Here is a 19,115-nt window from a genome sequence, read left to right on the forward strand (position 1 = left end):
TGTTAGCTACTTCATGCTTTTCAGCAAGTGAGGGTTTTTCTTTTTTATAAGATCCCTCAGGATCGCTATTTCAAGGTCTTTTTCACCTAATAACATTTTAAGTTTTTCATTTTCTTTGGATAATTCTTTGGAGTCTATATCTGGCAGCACAGCCACATCTACTTCACCAAATTTACCATCTTTGTATTCACGAACCCAGCGACTAACCATATTGGGATTCAGATCATACCGGCGAGCTACAAGGGTATTCTTCCCTGTGTCTTGGGCTTCCTTGATGACTTGTAATTTAAATTCTTTAGAATGTTTTATTCGTTTCATGATGTCAGCCTCCTTGGTACATTAAGCAGTATAATAAATATTACTCTTATTGTCCAAGTTCATTTTGGGGCTTATGAGATAGGTGTTTTTTTGTAACACTGTTTTTTTGCAACGAAGGAAAGTTTGACACTTTTGAGGAATATATAGATAACTGAATATTCTTAGGAGATGGAACGATGCCAGTACGCGTTGAAAAAATGAGGGTCCCTGACCCCTTTATTATGAACGAAGATGAAGTAAATAAAGCCGTGGCAGTATATTTAGTTAAACATGGATTCCAGAATGTGAAATATCTAAAAGGTAATGAAACCGGTATAGATGTTTACGGAGAGAAAGATGGTTGGTCTATATATGTAGAATCAAAAGGATCCCATGCAAACAACCATGGGAAGGATACAGTATTTGATTCTAACCAAATAAAGACACACACTTATATGCAAATATGTAAGTTGATGGAGCTAAGAAATACTCTTCCAGCTAAAACCATCTTAGTTATGGCTAACCCTAATATAGTAAGAATTAAAGAAAGGGTAGAGAAGGTTAATACTCCGTTAAAGCAATTGGAATTCATTCAATTTTGGGTAGAAGAGGACGGTCGGGTATTAATAAATTCCCCTGAGAGTTGTGCGGGATTATTACTTCAATTAGATCTTATCTAAAAATGAATAACTAAAGATTTAGGATAAAAGGGCATCTTTATAGGATGGTCTTTTTTTTATGGTTAATAAACTTGTTAAACCAGTTAAACCACTGTTAACAGTACAAAAAACGAGTTAACACAGTATATTTCCTGTTAACAAAGTCGTATAATGTAAATAAGATAAGATTGGAAGCGGTGAGAGGAAATGTCAGCGGAAAAGGATAGAAAAACCAAAGGCTTTAACTTGGGGAACGAATCATTTACTCTAGTTCAAAAATTAATATCTGATTCAGGTATGAAAGATGTAGAATGGTTTGAATCGGTCATCCATAAGATCGCGGCCAATGAATTGGTTCTTGATAAGGAGAATATTTCTCCTGAATTGCGTAAGCATTTTTCAAGTGATGTATCAGCATTGAAAGAAGCAATGAACCTAATCAACACCTTGTTTTTAAATCAAATGAATCGGATTGCTGTTGAAAAAGGGAATTGGACGGAACATCTTAATAATACCATTAGAATCCATGAAGAAAAACAACAAAGGCTCCAACAAGAAATTAGTTTGCTAGAGGGGAACCTTCAAGTAAAGGATGAGGAACTTGAAGAACTAAACCGCCAGATATTAAGTCTGTCCTCGAAGGTAGAAGGCTTTACGAAATTAGAAGAACAGCTGACAAAGGGGATGGAACGACTAGAAGGGGACAATGACCGCTTAAAAGCAGAGCTGGAAACCGCAAAGGAGCACAATGCTGCCGAAAAAAGTCAATATATCCAATCGTTAGAGGAATTAAAGCTTCAACATAAAGAAGAGAAGTCCAGGCTTAACCAACAGATCGTAGATACTCTTGAACAACTAAAGGAAATGGAGCCAATTTCTAAAGAAAATTCAGAGTTGAAGGATATTAATAAACGATTAGAAGAGGAAATGGTCCGAAAAAGTAGGGAATACGAGATCAATTTAACTAGAGCAGCCGAGCAAGCAGAAGTCGATAAAGAAAGGGCTCTTTTAGCAAGAGAACGAGAGCTTAACCAACAAAGCCGTGAAGATAATAGGGAGTTATATGAAAAAATTGAACAACTCCAGAGACAAGTCCAAGATTTAACCATAGAAAACAATAATCTCAAGAAGTAATGAGTAAAACAAGAAAAACCTTTTATAAAGCTATAGGGAGCACTAACGAATGAATGAGATTGATTTTAGTCCACTAAAAGGAACCATTGATAGTATGGCTATTAAACTAGCTGTAATTTTATTTGTTCCTTTACTAACCGGGTTGATATGTAAGTTTCTGCTGCGGAGTTTTAAAGTACCCAATAACATTTCAAATTTACTATCAATAGCATTAATGCTTTTTGTATTTTATAAAACTTTACTGACCCTTTTAGGTTAGTTTACCTTTAGGAGCTAAATATGATACTTACCCTTGAACAGATAAAGACAGCTTTAATTAACAATGAAATGTCATATGATGAGGCAGCAAAGCTAATTTATGACAGTAAGAAAAAACCTTGGCAGACGAAGGAATGGCAAGACAAAAGAAAGCAATTAATTAAAGATACTTGTGAACGATGGTGCCGAAGTTCAAATGTATTAAATGTAGACAAGAGCATCAACGGTATATCTCATTAAAGGATACAAAGACCTTCTGTAAGAAATGTGCGTTTTTATGGGATATGAAAGGAAAAAAGGTTTGTGAAGTCTGTAAAAACAACATCATCCCAATACCAATGCATGCAGAGAGTGTCAGAAAGAGGGACATCCGGGCGTAATATAATTTTAATTTAACAAGGGAGGTATTTACTTGAATTTAGTAGAGAATTTAAACGAAGTTTTTACTTTACAAAGGAAAAAGCGGTTTAAATATAAAGGTTCAGTTGACACAGGCATTACCTTATATTTTGGCCATGACTTTGATCGAGAAAAAACCATTGAAAAAGAACACCTTGATAATCTTTTAGAAGAATTCCAGGGCCGTAAGGTGTTAATAGGTACTTCTAGGACGAGTCCCCATGATGGGTCTCTAGGTGCATGGTTGCAAACAAAGGTAACTAGGACCGCTCTAGCTTCTTATGTTGCTCCTATATTAATTAAAGAGGGGTATGCGTATCAGGAAGATGAGTCAAAGATGGAGATTACTTTTAAATAGATAATGTAAAAGGCATAAAGCCCTTCCTTATAGGATGATTTGGGTAAAATCACTAACCGAATCCGACTTGGATTAATTGTTAGAAGAAACCATTAATAAATTCTTAACTAAATTATGTCAATGTAGGTGGAATCATGTTAAATAAACCATTTAGTGAAATAGGTTTAGAAGATATAAGGACTCTTAAAGCTGATGAAGTGGAGGAAGGTAAATCTATAGATTATAAGAGAGATCTTAACCTAGATAGCTCCCCCCAACGAAAAGAATTTGCGGCGGATATTACTAGTTTTGCTAATACTTCAGGTGGGGATTTAATAATTGGTGTTACTGAAGAACAAGGAATTATCTCTGACTTAGTAGGGATAGAGGTAGAAGATAAAGATAGACTCATGCAAAGAGTTGAAAATATTTTACGAGATATTGTTGAACCACAAATTACTGGAATTGCGATGAACTTCTACCCATTAGACGATAAAAATAATTTTATTCTTCATATTCGAGTTCCTCAATCTTATATCGGTCCACATATTGTTAACGGAGAAAAATTCTATGGTAGAAATAATGCTGGGAAATACCCTTTAGATTTTGTTGAGATCAAACAACGGTTTACCTTATCGAATCATGTACATGAAAAGATTAAGCACTATCATTTAGAAAGAATCATGAAAATAAAGGCTAATGAGGGGTATTGGGAACTCCAGGATGGTGCGACATTATTGGTAAACATTGTCCCACTCCAATCATTTATGGAATCCTTTTATGTTTCTTCTTTAACTTATCAAAGGTTCAGGCTAAATACATTGTTCGGAACGACTAATTCCTATGAACCTAAAATTCAATTTGATGGGATTGCTGGAATATACAATAGCAGTTATCATCACATAAATAGGCAGGGCATTATAGAATTAGCGGATAGGAATTTATTAAACTTTGAACACAATCCTACCATTTTTGCTGATAGGATTATAGAACGAATACTACAGGTTATTCCACATGCCTTTTATAACCTACATGAATTAGGACTTCATGGACCATATATTATTTTAACTTCTATACTAGATGTAAAAGAAAAACCATTATCTTATCACCTTGAAAGTTTTACAAGTATAAGGCTACGACAAAATGATTTGATATTTCCTCCAATAACTATTTCTGACCCTTCAAATTTAAACGAATACGAAGAGATGTTAAATGAGTTATTAATGAACGCAGCAGGTTTTATAATACCACAACCTACCGTTTGACCTTACTCTCACTATAGGAAGGGTAATTGTGAAAAAACTAGATAACAAATATTTGTCAAGGTTAGACTTTTACGAGTCTATCCTTATTCTTTTATGAAAAGCGGGCTATTTTAGGTAATATAAATAAAGATTGGAAGGTGACTTTATGTTCAAAGAAGATGGAAATGGAAGAATAAGCTATCGTGGTGTTATGTTAGATGAGATCTATCTAAATGACCAATTTGATGATGTATATTACTTTATTCTACCCAAGAAATACATACAGGATATTGATGCTAGAGATATTCCGGATATTGGGAACGATGACGTATATTGTCTACTCCCAGGAGTAAAAAGCGTAGTTAGTTCTAAATCTCCTAATAATTACATTAGAGTAGTGGAAGTAAATGAGTATGGTGTTACCCTATTAATAAAGTTATCTACAAACGAAATACACTGGAATGAACCAATTTCCCCTGCTATGTTTTTTACAGAAATCCAAGCTATTTTCGGTAATAATGATAATTTAGAACTTCACTATTGCTATTTATCTCCTCAAGAGTTCCAATATACTCTAGAATATACTTTTGAAGTGCCATCTTTTAATCTAAAGGAAATTTACGATACGGCTAACAACTTATTGATCGAGGTAGAGGAAGAAGTTTATAAAAAGATCCTTCAGGAAGCTATCGGAAATTTAAGGGCAGTTAGAAAAAACTATAAAATTTAAACCGGATTTATTAGTTTGAATTTGTGGAAATTTATCCTGAAAGAGTGTTGTTTCTATGGAGTTTAAAGGGAAAGTTATTATGCTCTTAAAAGATAGGTATGGTTGTATTCATCTACAGAAAAAGAAATCTAAAGGAACAAACAGTTTAGAAACTTATACAGAATACCTGGCTTCTATATCAGAAAGTGATTATTTTAAACTAATAAAATCATATGTAATAAATAGTGAATCAAGTAATTACGTTTGGAGCTCCAGTGTTTGGAGAACGAATTTAAATAAAGAAGTTTCTGCTTATCATCAAAAATATCTAAAATTCCTAGAAGATAACAGAAAAGATATAATGTTTATAGGTCCATATAAATCAAAGAAAACCAAAGGTTTACATCTATGTAGCAGAGGTCATGAATGGATGGTCAAGCCTCTAGATGTAACAAACGGTGCGACTTGTCCTAAGTGTAAAGGAAAAAACACAGAATCGAAAAAAGCAAAATTCATCACCGATTTGCTAGAAAATAATAACATTGAATTTATAAAAGAAGTTTCTCTTAAACGTTTTGGTTATGAAAATGAACTGCGTTTAGATTTTGTTATATGTAATAATAATTTTCCTCTGTTTGCAATTGAATTTAACGGGGTCCAACATTATAGGACTATCAGAAATAAATTCTTTGGTGGAAGGGATGGTGCCAAACAAAGAAGGATACGTGATAGAAAAAAACGGCGCTTTTGCTGGGAAATTGGGTTGCCTGTAATAGACATTCCTTACGATGAAAATGAAGAACAAATTGAGGACACCGTTTCTTACTTTTTACACTTATTTGAGTTGGTTATTAGAGAGGAGAAATTGTATGACTGAAGTACGTACTACAAAACATTAAGGAATATTACAGGAGATGTGGTACTAACAATAGGAGAATATGGCTTCCAACCTGTTATAGATGACTTTTCAAATGCAGCGTACATTAATATTGTTACTTATAATAAATACGAGATGTTGAAAAATACAGTTTATGAAAATCAATCTTTGATTCAGTACATAACTTATGAAAAGGGATGTGAATGATCCTACATGAGAATTTTTATATATATTGCTATAATTTTAGGTGTTTTGTATGTCACTGGGTGTGAAGCAAAGCAAACCACAGAAAATACTTCAGAGGGCACCACAAAAACGGAAGAGGTCGTTAAGGAGGAAATACTTAATTCAATAGGTTTGAATAGTGAAGAATTCCGAATTAATTTTAATAAGGAACTCACATCTGTTTTAGTTAAAAATGTTCCACTTGAAATACCATCCCTGGAAATAAATAATGGTCCTGTACAAGACACATTTAATTATGAAATTACCCCCGGCTTCTCCATAAATGGAGTAATAAATCATAAGAATGCTAGTATACGTAGTGTGGATGTTTCTTTAAATCCCAACACATCAGAATTAGAATATCCAGATAGAACAATCTTACACTATCTTCTTTCTAAAAAGTTAATTAAGGCAGTTTCGCCAACTTTAACAGATGAGGAGATAAACAGTGTGCTTGAAAATATTCATCTTCCAGAAAATTATGAAGATGATTTCGGAAAGGGAGAGACTGTTTATAATGGTTTTAGATATATCCATCTCAACCCTGGGTTAATTATCGAAAGCGAAAAAGATATTTAATATGGATACCGATAAATTTGGAATTATAGAAATATGACATATTGAAAAACTCTTCCTAAAAAAAGGGGGGAGTTTTTTTATTTCCCCCTCTAACTATTGTATTAGTTTAAGAAATCAGTACAATCCACATCGATTTTTATGTATATAGAGTACTTTAAATTCACTTTTCCCGTTATTATCTAGAAAAATTTAACTTAATCTACTTCAAATGGAACTATTACTATATTACTATTTAACTAACACTTACAGAAGAAGGGATAACAAAGATGAGTATAATTAGGGGTTTAGGTAAGTTTGCTGGAAAAACAGCTGGTTTTGTAGTAGGAAAGCCTATTGAGGCCTTTGGTAAGGTATCAGGTATTGATTTAATAGAAGATATCGGAAAAGGAGTGCAGCAAGCTTCTGAATTTGCTGGTGATACCGTTGGACAAGTAGCTTATGGAGCAGTAAATACAGTTACGGGCATCATTAAAGAAGATCCTTCCCAACGAGATAAGGGATTAGGCGACATGGGTAATGCGGTTTCTAGGACAGCTAAAGGAGTAGTTGAGACGGTCAAGCATACCATTCATAACGGTTCAGATGTTGTAGGTGGAGTGATTGATGGAGACAATGATCGAATTAAAAGAGGCGCTGCATCCCTTGTAAAAACTGTTGCTATAGGAGCATTAGCTGTGGGAGTTGTCGATCTAGTTGATGGAGCGGATGGAGTGGTTTTAGCCGATTCTCCAACAGATACACCAATTGATTCAGACTCAACACCATTAGTAGATAATGATACTAACCGATTAGAAGGAAATATTAATGAAGATTTAGCGGGTTCTGAACATCCAGAAACAGGTGTACCTTTTGTTGAAAAAACCGTTACTCTTCCAGATGGAGAAAGCGTAACTGGTGTATTCCCAATATTCGAATCTAATTTTGATGTTACTATTGATGAAAGTCTATACCTTCAGTCAGACTACGTTCAATTTAGCTATGCTAACGTAGAACTCTATGAAGCTATTCAAGCTGATCCTTCCCTTGCAGAAGAGCTAGGACTAACAGACACCGACATACAGGCTCTTAGTAATGGAGACACTCCTGAAGGATATACATGGCATCATAATGAGCAGCCTGGACTTCTTCAACTTGTAAATCAAGAGGAACATGCAAATACCGGACACACAGGCGGGAGGGAGCTTTGGGGTGGAGGTAGTGAAAATAGGTAATTAATCATTAACCAAGCCCCTCATATTTGAGGGGCTTTTGCTCGGAAATAAAAACTTATTTGTTCTTTTAATTTAGTTAAATGCGGTATAATTTGGTAACCCCACACTTGTTAAAGGAGAAAAAATAATGGTTAAATTCGGAAAAAATGGAAGGGTAATAGGGCAACGTGATGTAATAAACAGAAAACTGGACCACGATATTAAACAGGCATTAAACCGTATTGCAGAACCAATAGAAATGCTAGTCGATTACGGTACATACATTCCCGATATTGTTAAAGCCAACTCCGAGTTTAATGAATATGATATTTCATTTGTAACGTTATTTTCTGAGTTTTTAACTTCGTTAGATAGTATTGTCATTTTGATACAAAAAGGTAGCGGAGATGCGATAAAACCGCAACTACGTACAATGTTCGAGCAAAAGCTATCTATTGAACGGATGATACACTTAGGTATAAGGAAAGGTTCCTTAGCTTACCAAGTTACGTCTGCTAAGAAGCGTATCAAAGTCTATAAACAATTAGATCCAAACACGCAACAAGGGATAGCCTTTAGAAAAAAGTTGGGAGAATTGGCGGTGCTTATACCCAATAAAAGTAATAACATCGAAATTGCAGGTCTCGAAAAATTATTAGCAGAGGAACCGTTTAAGGAAGTAAATGAAGAGTACGAAAGGTACGTTAAAGCTAAAAATAAAAAGAACCCGAATTGGTACAACTTATATTCAGACGATAAAATTACCACCCTTGAACAATTAGCGGTTGAACTAGATAGACAAAGTCAATACGAATTATTATATCGGGATTTGTCTAGCTATGTACACGGTAACGGTTCGATAGGTCGATTAGTTAGGTATAGTGAGGGCATAAGCCTGAACCCTACTATAAGGCAATTTACGAACATTCCCACGCTTGCTATTCACACAATAATGTTAGTTTACGAATTATACCGCTATATCTTAGAAGAGTTTAGTGAAAGTGAAGGTAAAGCGTTTGTGGATTGGTATGATATGGTGCTTAACGATAAAGTTGTGAACATAAGTAATACTACTTTTAATTTGACTTATTAGTTATTAAAGAGATTACCGAATTTAATTAAGTCTATTTCATTATTACGATAGCGTATCGCTACCCGTTTTTTTTTATATATTTAGTGTAGCAATATTTGCTTTCAATAGGCTAAGGTTGTTAACTTCGAAACTATGAGTATATAAATATTTAACAGAGGGAATAATGACTGTATGACCATGTTAAAGATGAGGGATATGAAATGACTGCACAGGAAAAAAGATTGCTTTATAAAACTTCCAGTATACTTGGTAAAGATACTAGCGGATTAACCCCCGAATTTTGGACAATAACTCTCTTATTCTTTCATTTCCTCAGTTTTTTATTTTATAGATTTCTTTCATTATTCTTCAAAAAGGCCATGTTGCTTGACATGGAGCCTCTGCGGGCATGATTCTCCTGCCAAGAAGCCAGCTGTTTTACAACATTGGCATCGCCGAACGAGGCTATCATGCCCGCCACTCCAAATCAAGCTGATGCTTTGAATGAATACATCCATTACACCCGAACCTCCTTGATCACCAATGAATCTTGTTTTTGATAGAATTCCTTTGGTGACAAATCTAGTATACTAGAATGCATACGTCTCTCGTTGTAGAACTCCATAAAATTCATGACTTCTTGATATGCTTCTGTGTAGGTTTCAAACTGCCATCTGGATAGGCAATCGTCCTCAAAAATGCGATGGAAAGACTCAATATGAGCATTCATATTTGGTGTTCTTGGTGGAATTCTTTCGTGCTCAATTTTGGAATCTTCACAAAACTTTTCAAAAGTATGGGAAATAAACTGCGGTCCATTGTCTGTTCGGATTACAGGTTTTTCCAATTCGTCATATTGTTGGCGTTTTAATAATGCCCTTTTCAGTGTCTGTTTGACATCATCTCCAGTGCAGCTTAATCCCATATGATAGGTAATGATGCCCCTGTCATAAACATCGATGATGGACATGACAAAGAAAAAGCGATCCTCACCTTCGATAAAGCCATATTTAATGTCAGCTTCCCATAGCTGATTAGATCTTGTAATAATGCGATTTCTTGCTAGTTTCCTAGGGTATGAGACTTTCTTTTGGCGCTGTGGGCGTAAGATGCCCAATTCTTTACAAATCCGGTATACTTTTTTCTTGTTAATTTTAAGTTTGTATTTTCGCCTTAAGACCTTAGTGAGTTTGCGATAACCATAGTTATAGCAATCACCGGCAATCTCTTCTAGTAGAAATTCTTTAATCTGTTCGTCTGATATCTTTTGACCGTCCTCTTGGATCGAATAACCTGGTGCTGGACGTCCCTCACTTACTTTTTTCTCCTCAACACGATAATTCTTTTGATAATAGTATGTGGATCGAGGAATACCTATGATTTTAAGCACCTTTGAAATCGAGTAGCCTTTTTGAATCCATTTGTTAGCTACTTCATGCTTTTCAGCAAGTGAGGGTTTTTCTTTTTTATAAGATCCCTCAGGATCGCTATTTCAAGGTCTTTTTCACCTAATAACATTTTAAGTTTTTCATTTTCTTTGGATAATTCTTTGGAGTCTATATCTGGCAGCACAGCCACATCTACTTCACCAAATTTACCATCTTTGTATTCACGAACCCAGCGACTAACCATATTGGGATTCAGATCATACCGGCGAGCTACAAGGGTATTCTTCCCTGTGTCTTGGGCTTCCTTGATGACTTGTAATTTAAATTCTTTAGAATGTTTTATTCGTTTCATGATGTCAGCCTCCTTGGTACATTAAGCAGTATAATAAATATTACTCTTATTGTCCAAGTTCATTTTGGGGCTTATGAGCTAGTCAGATGAGGTTAAATGATATTATCGAGGAACTAGTAAATGTGATTGAACAAAAAGATAAGTACAAAGAAGAAAATCGGGTTACTCAGTATTAATAACGAAGTGGATAATGATTAAATATCAAGCGTTTTATAATGGACTAGAAGTAAGGCTCTTCCTAAAAAGGAGAGCCTTAGATTATGCCCTTCAATGTTTATATAACGTTAATATGATAGAATACTAATAAATATCAAATTTTTGTGAATAGAGGGAATTGATATGAGTACGGATATATTTATGTTTGCCGAAGTAAAAACAAACGGTTGCTGGGAAGCGGTATGTGATCCAAATGACTCTGATAATTATGATGATTGGATTTTTACAAGGGGCCAAGATTATCCGTTTTTCGCAGTATTAGCTGGTGTACGAAACTATGAAGGTTATGAACCGATTTCTAATCCGAAGGGATTGCCAAAAGAAGCCTCTTTTATTATTAGAAGGGAATCTCAAAAAGATAGGGATATTGCTAGATATCACAGTTATTACACACTCAGTGAGCTTAAAAATTATAATTGGACAGGTTTGCCTAAAATTAAGGGTTACGTAATAAAAGAAGAATATGAGAACGCTATGTCTGAAAATGGGGATAGATTGTACAGCACTTGGAATGAACACATGCTACCTGTTCTTCAGAAACAAGGAAAAGAAGTTATTGAAATTTTTGAAAATCCTGCGGAAGAATCAGTTAAAGAAGTAATTCATAATCTGACAGCCATTAAGGAACATTTCAAAGTACAAGAAAATCAAGTACGCATAGTTTTTTGGTTTATTGGTTGACTCTAAGGGTGAGGGGCAACAATTAGGGCATTCCTCTTTAGAGACAACTATGATATACACTCACATTAAAAACGGAGATTTAAAAACAGTTATTAATAAATTCAATATACCAAAAGCCTAAAATAAATAATCTGTTATATTTCGAGAATTCACAAGATATTTAGTATTTTTGTGTCATAGTTCCAGTATTATTGTGTCACTCTCAGATCACGCTGAAGTAAAAGATCTTATGATAATAAATTTTTATTAAATTAAAATTGGGGGTAAGTATCGATATGAAAATGTCAAAAATGATTAAGCCGCTAATAATACCGGTAGCAGGAATTCTTGGTTATGCTTTAATAAAGAGGAAAAAGTCATCTAGTGTGGTTTCCGACATAGCCCAAGCTGTCTCTGATTCTACTAATAATCCAGAAAAGACATTTGCTGGATTGAATGAAAGTGAATTAAATGAGTTAGCCAAAAATACATCCAGAGGTTTGAGAGCGGTAATTGTTGATAACGTGTTAGAGTATTGGTTTAAGTCTCGTTCTGGTAAACAAACCGCTACTGCGAAAATTGAATTGGATTCGGCAGGAAAGCCAATAATTACTTTTAATCCGCATTATGGTACTGCTAACTCACCGCATTTTTTTATAGAAAATTTGAGGAATGCTATGAAGAAAGACAATTAGATATTTATGTCCCGTGAAATACTCGGGAATGAAAATACTGATTTGAAGCCTGCAATTTTGCGGATGTTTTCTTATCACAATGGGCTTAAACTGATATCAGAGGTTTAGGCGTTTTTTTAGTAAAATTTATCAAGGGAATTGAAAATTTTCTGAAAATGTGCTATAATTTAAAAGCAATTTGCTAGTTATGTTTTTAGTCCAGTGGTTAGTGCGTTTGGTACGCTACCGTTTATCTGTTTAGTTTTGTGTATGATAATTAGTGCTACGATTGCACTGGAGGTGTTGCCAATGAAAACTAACAAGTATTTCAACGCTAGTAAAACCATTGGAACAGGAATATTGATTAATTTTGCAAGTGATTTAATTAAGGTAGCCGTACTAGCACTGGCCTAAGAACATAAAAACGTAACTTCTTCCTGAGGGGGAGAAGTTTTTTGTTATCAATCATTTTCGCGTTAAATATCTGTTTAACGAATTGTTGGAAAGAAGAGTTTAAATTTGATATATGATATAATTAATAAAAGAAAAAGCCCAGGCAGGCATTCGCTCAGACACTGGACTTTTCTTTACGTTTTAATGTTTATTAGTATAAAATCATTCTAAGATATAATTTTTAATTTGTCAATAAAGGAGCTCTTGAAATTGGAAAGCAAATTAAATAATTCAATATTAATATCCACCTTTAATATTACTAATGATGCAGAGATGCTATTTATTCAAAAGTGGCGTGAGATGTTCTTCTTTAAAACTATAAACACTTACCAAGTTAAGTTAAGAAACACTCATTCAATTCTTGAAGAAATTAAAGATGTACTGGAATACATAAAAAAGGACATAATTTCCCCTTCCAATATCCATGAGCTTATTGCCGAATGTCGAAAACACTTAGAAAAAGATATTTGTTTAAGGAAACACCATCCCGATTTACTTAACTCTTTGTTAAGAGGTTTAAAAGGCATTAAAAAAAATGAAACTGAAAAATCTGATACATTAAGGTTAGAGTACAGATTAAAATATTCTCTAAATATTATATCCAGTAGCTATCTTGATTTAATTATTGGTGAACTCGAAAACTCAATTACAAATAATGATTTAACAAACATTGAACATCTTACTGATGTTTTAGGAACAGAATTAATTAATAATGGATGGTCTTCTAGAAGTTTGCACCGCTTAGTTAAAGTGTACTTTTTGAATAAAAGTAATCAACAACCCTTTAGTAATAAATGGGAAGAATTTAAAAGCGCAATAAAATCCAGACGAGGGATTTTCCATTGTCATTATAAGTTAGATCAAAATCAATCTATTGAAAACCTTATGCATGCAGGCCTTAGTGTTTTAAGCGGAAGTGAAATCCTTTCTTCTTTTAATAATGTTGACCCTAATCATTTTGATATAAATGCATTTTACATTCAAATTATTTCGGAAGCTTATATTGAGGACATTCATTCAGCTGTATACACAAGCACAAATCAACTATCTGAAAAAATATCATTGTTAAGTTATTACGAAATACCAATAACAAATTTTACACACTGTGTAGTAATAATGCCTGATGAAGAGAGAGTCACAAGTTACGAATTAAAATCAAAGGAATTAATCTACGACAATATAGACAGTGAAAGCATAGAAACTACTAAAGAAATTTTTTAAAATACGTCTATTGATACTGAAACAAAGAATAGGATTAATACCTTTTTTAGACAGTATAATTTATCCGTAGAATCACTATCTGTTGAAACTACGTATTCAAATTTATGGACTTCAATAGAATCTTTATTAGTAACAGGTCATTACGAAACTAATATTGAGCACATAAAAAAAATCGTACCATCTATTTTATGCTCCAGGTATATTCAGCGGATCTTAAAGAACTTCCTATATGATTGTAAAAGAGCAGGAGTAATCATCTCTACTAATAATGGAACTAGTTTAAACATTCATGAGCCCTCACAAGATGACTTAGAAGAACTTTTTGATTTGTTAACTGATCCAGCTGCCTCAAGCAACTTAGTTTCTGGAATCTCGGATTATACCTTATTATCTCAAAGATGCCAGGAAATAATTTCTGCTCTTGAAAATAGTAAAACTTTGTTTGATTTTATTTCAAACCATTATAAAACAACTAGTTGGCATATCCAAAGAATATATAGAATAAGAAATAACCTGGTTCATGCTGCCTTTGTTGAAAGAGATATTAACTTAATTATTGACCATTTAAACTTCTATATTAGATCAACAATTTCAGTACTAATAGATAGATTACACGGATTTCAATTTAACAATCTTGGAGAGATTTTTATGGCAATCGAGGACAATTATTTTTCTTTAATAGCCGTTCTAGAAGAAAACATTAAGAACTCTAGTCGAGGAAATATTCTTTTCTATGATAAAGATATGGTTTTCAAAGGACCAATCTTTATTTAGGTAAGAATTAGTAAAAATTGTTTTTTACTAATTCTATAGAAAAGTTGTTGGTGAACTTTTTATACATTGGCTAACTGTCGTTTTTATTAATATTCTTCGTGTCATTCTATAAGTATTTTTGTATTACTTGTCAAAGGGGAGCAATGCTCTTCTTTTGACCTCGTTGACGGAATAAAAATAACTTCATATAATATCAATTTAATGCAGCTAATTTCATAATTAAAAGAAGTCACCGCTACTTTCGCAAAAGTAGCGGTGACTTCTTTAATTTTTTATACCCCTTTGGAAGTGGTTCATTTCTGCTATTTCAGATATATATTGATAATTATCAATCATATTCCTAAGTGCCTCACCATCAGAAATTGGTAGATTCGGGTCGTCTAACCTTTTTAGTAAATTTTCGATTTTAATTGCTAAGTGACGCTTTATTTCAAAATAATTCAAAAGTTCCACCCTTTCCTTTTCTTGTTTAATATTTACTTCCTTACATTCTAAAAAATAAAGATGAAGAGTCTTTGCAGAAATAGTAGCAATTGAGTGAACATTGATTATAGGTTTTGAAAGTTAATCTAAAAAATATGGTCACTGCTTAAATTTCATAAAGTATTCAAGTTTTTTCGTTAAATTCTGCAAAAAATTATGAGATCTTATTTTTATAAAATTCTATGGGGTGACAGAAATGACAAAGGCTAAAAAGATTCTAGGTTTAATTCTTTTATTTGGAATTACAAGTTTAATAAGTTACTTTGCGATAATAACAATCGTTGGAGAAAAGCCAAAGGTTGAAAAGAAAGTAGTAGAAGAAGTTCAAACTGAAACAAGTCAAGTGAATAAGGGTAATAATGAGATAACAAAAACAGACAACCAAGGAGAAGTTACAATTAGTGTCACTCCATTACTTGAAAAAAGCGATGAAGAAAATTATGTATTCCTAGTAGAAATGAACACGCATTCGGTGGACTTATCAGAATTTGACTTAGACAACCTTACAGAAATTTCAATTGGGCAAAATGAAGAAGTTGGTAGTATTACTTGGGAACCATCCACTACTGAAAGTCATCATACTGAAGGATATATAAAAGTGAACGGAAACTGGAAGAGTGAGTTTCCATTTTTAGAATTGAAATTAAATAACATTAATGGGGTAAAGTCTAGAACATTTAAGTGGCTTCAGGAGGAGATTAGTCAATAAGATTTGAAAGCATCCAGAGGGGATTTAGATAAAAAAAGGGACTAATAAAAGTCCCTTTTCCTTAAAAATGAAAAGATACTTCAGTTAGTAGTGTCTTGAAGTGAATGCCAACGGTACCCAACACCCCATACAGTAATAAGATGCAAATCTACTGGATATGCTGCGTCCCTCATTTTGCCCCTTATATTTCTGATATAGGAATGTAAAGTTTTTGAGTCCACCTTATCTTTGTTCCCCCACACAGCTAAAACGAGCTCTTCATTTGTAAACACTTTTTCAGGTTTTTGTAGAAGGACCCCAATTATATTGAACTCTTTCGGGGCCAGCGGTATTACTTTTTGCTGGTATTTTAGCTCTAATAATCTCTTGTCCCATACTAATTGGTTTAATTCAACTATTTGTTTGTCGTTTCCAGATCGTCTTAAAACTGCTTCTATACGGGCACTAAATTCTTCTTGATAAACGTTACCATATAAATAATCATCTGCCCCCATATTAAGAGATTTAATCCCTTCCTCTTTACTTCCTATTATGGACTTAACGATGATAGGAGTATTTGAAAATTCTCTAATTTGCATACATAAGTGGACGGGGTTTGGATCTATAATAATGATAAGTTCAACTGAGCCCTTCTTAATAAGGGCATATGCGTCTTCTAAAGATTCTTTTGTAATAATTAAATAATTTCCATGTAAGTGTAGATAATATTCTACACTGATTTTCTGTACATCTCCTATAAAAAGTATAGTTGCTATTTATCTCACCCCTTGAATATTTATTTGAGATATGGCTGATTTAAAAATCACCTTAACCGTGGGCTTGTATTAATATCTTTTGTTCGTTTTTACAGTAATTTAGTGCCAATAGCATCCCACATGTAAAACCTGCTAATCTACGTAACTCTATGGGTAATGATATTTTCCTATAACTATAAATACATTGGTTTAAAGTAGGGTTAGAATGCTGTTTAACAATAACAATTCTGTTACCTTCTCTGTATAAAGAAAGGAATTGTCCTTCCATAATATTAAGCTCATCCTCGACTTCTTTTGGAATTGAAATTTGACCGGTTTTTAGTAAACGTCTACAGTACAACGAGTACACCTACCCCTATAATTCATTAGATTTTTATAGTTTATAAGAAAATTGTTGAGAAACTATGCAGATTGAAATGGTATTTAAAGGCGTTATAGGAAAGATGGAAGAAAAAAACGATTTTTTTATTAATTCAATAAAAATGTGAACTGTTTAGGAGAAGATCTTACATGAATGAAGAATAGACTTTAACAAAATAATCAGATATAATTTAGCCCTAGCACTGCTAGACCACCTTTTGGAAAAAGTACAGAAAAAACGCTTCTCTATATGAGAGGCGTTTTTTCGTTTCATTAACACAATGAGAAATGTCACAGATTCATGAAAGTTGTTCTTTAATTATACAAATAAAAACCATCAAATCTGCAAATCTCCTCTATAAATTGTAACTATGCGAAATACAACATTTACGGAGGTAGATTATGAAGCAGAGGGTATTAGCAGTGGTAGCCATGACCTTTTTACTGATTAATAGTCCATCAGTGTTTGCAGAGGGTCAGGGAGATAGTCATACAACCCATACCACTGAAATTAGCACAGATCAAGAAAATAATATCCAGTCCATTGGTAATGAAGAAGGAGTAGATGATAGTCAAAGTTCCGAAGAAAATACAAAGCAAGAAGAAGGAGCATTCCTGTTAGAAGGATTATCGGGGACTTGAACAAAAAAGAGCCCTCTTGGTATGATACGGGGTGTCAAATCGTATGCCGAGATGACCCCTAACTTAGTTAACCAAGGAGGACTCCATATGGATTTTAAACAAAATCATAAAATAAATCAAGTCACCGAAAAAACACTTGTAGTCGGAATCGACATTGCCAAGAGGATTCATTACGCTTGCTTTGTGGATGATCGCGGACGGGTGCTCCGAAAGTCATTCTCTGTTTCTCAGTCTCGAGATGGGTTTGAACTTTTCTATCAATGTATTCTAACTGAAATGAAAGAACACGAGAAAACGGAAGTCATCGTAGGGATTGAACCTACTGGCCATTATTGGCTCAATTTAGCCTATTTTCTAGAGGAACGGGGCATCCCCCTAGTTATGGCCAATCCTATGCATGTCAAACGGTCAAAAGAGTTAGATGACAATCTGCCAACCAAACATGACCGCAAAGATGCGCTGGTAATCGCTCGACTCATAAAAGATGGGCGCTTCAGTTATCCACGTATCTTGAAAGACAAGGAAGCTGAACTCCGTGTGGGAGCAACGTTTAGGAGTAAATTGACAGAGGAACTTGGAGCTGTCAAAAATATGATGATTCGCTGGTTAGATCGCTATTTTCCTGAGTTTACCCAGGTGTTTCCATCATTCGGAAAAATGGCTATGGCTGTACTTGAATGTACCCCATTTCCAAGTGATCTTCATCAGAAACAACCCGATGAAGTTTTAACTCTTTATCGTCAGGTTGAGGGACTCAAATCCCCCCAGAGACCGAAAGCAATGCGTCTCATTGAAGTCGCTGCTAACTCCATAGGAGTAACAGAGGGACGTGAGATGGCCCGTATTGAAATCGCCACACTCGTTCGCCGTTATCACCAGTTGGAACAAGATATTGAAAGCATTACACAGCACTTGGTTGAACTTGTACAAACATCCGTAGAGTACGAATGGCTCTCATCAGTTCAAGCACTTGGAGATGTTACAATTGTCGATTTATTAGCTGAAATCGGTAGTTTTTCACACTATGTAGATTCACGCCAAATCATGAAACTTGCGGGACTAACATTACGTGAAAATTCCTCTGGGCAACACAAAGGACAGAAGCGCATTTCCAAAAGAGGCAGAAGAAGGCTACGCGCCCTCCTTTTCCGGGTGATGATGCCGATGATTCGCCATAATGAAGCTTTTAGAAAACTACATGAGTATTACACAAACCGTAAGGAAAATCCGTTACGCAAGAAGCAATCCATCGTGGTACTATGCGGAAAACTATTAAAAGTGTTACATGGAATCTGTACAAAGCACAAAGCGTTTGACGCACAGCGAATGATGAAGGATATTCCTAGTCTCGCAGAGGCTATGTAAAGTTCTACATCCCCTTAAAAGACCTAGACAATAGGATGACACGGAGAAGCTGGCAATATTTTTTCCATTCGACCTTGAGTCCC

The 19,115-nt window shown here is 34.3% G+C and carries 25 protein-coding genes; 18 read left to right on the plus strand and 7 right to left on the minus strand.

The window, feature by feature from the left end; genetic code table 11:
* Positions 1–6: 6 nt before the first annotated feature.
* Entirely contained in the window at positions 7–318 is a 312-nt protein-coding gene (locus tag MKX65_RS27195) for a transposase (RefSeq protein ID WP_016205489.1), read from the minus strand.
* Between the two features lie 176 nt (positions 319–494).
* Between MKX65_RS27195 and MKX65_RS25105 the strand changes: the two genes are divergently transcribed.
* The 11 genes from MKX65_RS25105 (at position 495) to MKX65_RS25155 (ending at position 9,001) form a co-directional block, all read left to right on the plus strand.
* Positions 495–977, plus strand: coding sequence for a hypothetical protein (locus MKX65_RS25105; protein ID WP_340906628.1), 483 nt, complete (start codon positions 495–497; stop codon positions 975–977).
* 186 nt (positions 978–1,163) lie between these two features.
* Positions 1,164–2,090, plus strand: a complete 927-nt coding sequence (locus tag MKX65_RS25110) for a hypothetical protein (RefSeq protein ID WP_340906629.1) — start codon at positions 1,164–1,166, stop codon at positions 2,088–2,090.
* A 49-nt stretch (positions 2,091–2,139) separates the two neighbouring features.
* Positions 2,140–2,349 carry a hypothetical protein gene (locus MKX65_RS25115; RefSeq protein WP_340906630.1) on the plus strand — a complete coding sequence of 70 codons (210 nt, stop codon included), beginning with the start codon at positions 2,140–2,142 and terminating at the stop codon, positions 2,347–2,349.
* Between the two features lie 20 nt (positions 2,350–2,369).
* Positions 2,370–2,588, plus strand: coding sequence for a hypothetical protein (locus MKX65_RS25120; RefSeq protein WP_340906632.1), 219 nt, complete (start codon positions 2,370–2,372; stop codon positions 2,586–2,588).
* Positions 2,589–2,760: 172 nt separating this feature from the next.
* Positions 2,761–3,105, plus strand: a complete 345-nt coding sequence (locus MKX65_RS25125) for a hypothetical protein (RefSeq protein WP_340906633.1) — start codon at positions 2,761–2,763, stop codon at positions 3,103–3,105.
* Positions 3,106–3,239: 134 nt separating this feature from the next.
* Entirely contained in the window at positions 3,240–4,349 is a 1,110-nt protein-coding gene (locus MKX65_RS25130) for an AlbA family DNA-binding domain-containing protein (RefSeq protein ID WP_340906634.1), read from the plus strand.
* 145 nt (positions 4,350–4,494) lie between these two features.
* On the plus strand, positions 4,495–5,058 hold the full coding sequence (locus MKX65_RS25135) for a hypothetical protein (RefSeq protein ID WP_340906636.1): 564 nt from the start codon (positions 4,495–4,497) through the stop codon (positions 5,056–5,058).
* A gap of 55 nt (positions 5,059–5,113) precedes the next feature.
* A complete protein-coding gene (locus tag MKX65_RS25140) occupies positions 5,114–5,914 on the plus strand; it encodes a DUF2726 domain-containing protein (RefSeq protein ID WP_340906638.1) in 801 nt (266 codons plus the stop codon).
* A gap of 213 nt (positions 5,915–6,127) precedes the next feature.
* The gene (locus tag MKX65_RS25145) at positions 6,128–6,718 is read left to right on the plus strand and encodes a hypothetical protein (protein WP_340906640.1); all 591 of its coding nucleotides are present in this window, start codon (positions 6,128–6,130) and stop codon (positions 6,716–6,718) included.
* Positions 6,719–6,984: 266 nt separating this feature from the next.
* Complete coding sequence (locus MKX65_RS25150; RefSeq protein ID WP_340906641.1) at positions 6,985–7,929, plus strand: HNH endonuclease; 945 nt, start codon at positions 6,985–6,987, stop codon at positions 7,927–7,929.
* A 127-nt stretch (positions 7,930–8,056) separates the two neighbouring features.
* Entirely contained in the window at positions 8,057–9,001 is a 945-nt protein-coding gene (locus MKX65_RS25155) for a DUF5677 domain-containing protein (protein ID WP_340906642.1), read from the plus strand.
* A 325-nt stretch (positions 9,002–9,326) separates the two neighbouring features.
* On the opposite strand, the gene MKX65_RS25160 is transcribed toward MKX65_RS25155, so the two are convergent.
* The 3 genes from MKX65_RS25160 to MKX65_RS27200 are packed head-to-tail and all read right to left on the minus strand — an operon-like array spanning position 9,327 to position 10,720.
* Positions 9,327–9,452 (minus strand): hypothetical protein, encoded by a 126-nt coding sequence (locus tag MKX65_RS25160; protein WP_263479876.1) that lies wholly within the window; start codon positions 9,450–9,452, stop codon positions 9,327–9,329.
* Between the two features lie 45 nt (positions 9,453–9,497).
* Complete coding sequence (locus MKX65_RS25165) at positions 9,498–10,397, minus strand: IS3 family transposase (protein WP_040344397.1); 900 nt, start codon at positions 10,395–10,397, stop codon at positions 9,498–9,500.
* An 11-nt stretch (positions 10,398–10,408) separates the two neighbouring features.
* Positions 10,409–10,720: a transposase gene (locus tag MKX65_RS27200; RefSeq protein ID WP_016205489.1), complete on the minus strand. Its 312-nt coding sequence runs from the start codon at positions 10,718–10,720 to the stop codon at positions 10,409–10,411.
* 339 nt (positions 10,721–11,059) lie between these two features.
* Here MKX65_RS27200 and MKX65_RS25170 point away from each other — a divergent pair, with 339 nt between their 5' ends.
* The 4 genes from MKX65_RS25170 to MKX65_RS25185 all read left to right on the plus strand — a co-directional run bounded on the left by MKX65_RS25170 (position 11,060) and on the right by MKX65_RS25185 (position 14,718).
* Complete coding sequence (locus MKX65_RS25170; RefSeq protein ID WP_340906644.1) at positions 11,060–11,617, plus strand: hypothetical protein; 558 nt, start codon at positions 11,060–11,062, stop codon at positions 11,615–11,617.
* Positions 11,618–11,892: 275 nt separating this feature from the next.
* Positions 11,893–12,291, plus strand: a complete 399-nt coding sequence (locus MKX65_RS25175) for a hypothetical protein (protein ID WP_340906645.1) — start codon at positions 11,893–11,895, stop codon at positions 12,289–12,291.
* Between the two features lie 642 nt (positions 12,292–12,933).
* Positions 12,934–13,944: a hypothetical protein gene (locus tag MKX65_RS25180; RefSeq protein WP_340906647.1), complete on the plus strand. Its 1,011-nt coding sequence runs from the start codon at positions 12,934–12,936 to the stop codon at positions 13,942–13,944.
* A gap of 327 nt (positions 13,945–14,271) precedes the next feature.
* A complete protein-coding gene (locus MKX65_RS25185; RefSeq protein ID WP_340906648.1) occupies positions 14,272–14,718 on the plus strand; it encodes a hypothetical protein in 447 nt (148 codons plus the stop codon).
* 264 nt (positions 14,719–14,982) lie between these two features.
* On the opposite strand, the gene MKX65_RS27205 is transcribed toward MKX65_RS25185, so the two are convergent.
* The gene (locus MKX65_RS27205) at positions 14,983–15,171 is read right to left on the minus strand and encodes a DUF3896 family protein (RefSeq protein ID WP_445677965.1); all 189 of its coding nucleotides are present in this window, start codon (positions 15,169–15,171) and stop codon (positions 14,983–14,985) included.
* Between the two features lie 226 nt (positions 15,172–15,397).
* Between MKX65_RS27205 and MKX65_RS25190 the strand changes: the two genes are divergently transcribed.
* Positions 15,398–15,910 (plus strand): hypothetical protein, encoded by a 513-nt coding sequence (locus tag MKX65_RS25190; protein ID WP_340906649.1) that lies wholly within the window; start codon positions 15,398–15,400, stop codon positions 15,908–15,910.
* Between the two features lie 80 nt (positions 15,911–15,990).
* Here MKX65_RS25190 and MKX65_RS25195 read toward each other — a convergent pair whose 3' ends face one another.
* Positions 15,991–16,404, minus strand: coding sequence for a response regulator transcription factor (locus tag MKX65_RS25195; protein ID WP_340906650.1), 414 nt, complete (start codon positions 16,402–16,404; stop codon positions 15,991–15,993).
* Between the two features lie 313 nt (positions 16,405–16,717).
* The gene (locus tag MKX65_RS27210) at positions 16,718–17,014 is read right to left on the minus strand and encodes an AbrB/MazE/SpoVT family DNA-binding domain-containing protein (RefSeq protein WP_445677966.1); all 297 of its coding nucleotides are present in this window, start codon (positions 17,012–17,014) and stop codon (positions 16,718–16,720) included.
* 413 nt (positions 17,015–17,427) lie between these two features.
* Between MKX65_RS27210 and MKX65_RS25200 the strand changes: the two genes are divergently transcribed.
* Positions 17,428–17,667, plus strand: a complete 240-nt coding sequence (locus MKX65_RS25200) for a hypothetical protein (protein WP_340906651.1) — start codon at positions 17,428–17,430, stop codon at positions 17,665–17,667.
* Positions 17,668–17,754: 87 nt separating this feature from the next.
* A complete protein-coding gene (locus tag MKX65_RS25205) occupies positions 17,755–19,032 on the plus strand; it encodes an IS110 family transposase (RefSeq protein WP_160549947.1) in 1,278 nt (425 codons plus the stop codon).
* Positions 19,033–19,115: the final 83 nt, after the last annotated feature.

It is taken from the genome of Robertmurraya sp. FSL R5-0851, assembly GCF_038002965.1.
In the GTDB taxonomy this organism is placed as follows: domain Bacteria; phylum Bacillota; class Bacilli; order Bacillales; family Cytobacillaceae; genus Robertmurraya_A; species Robertmurraya_A beringensis.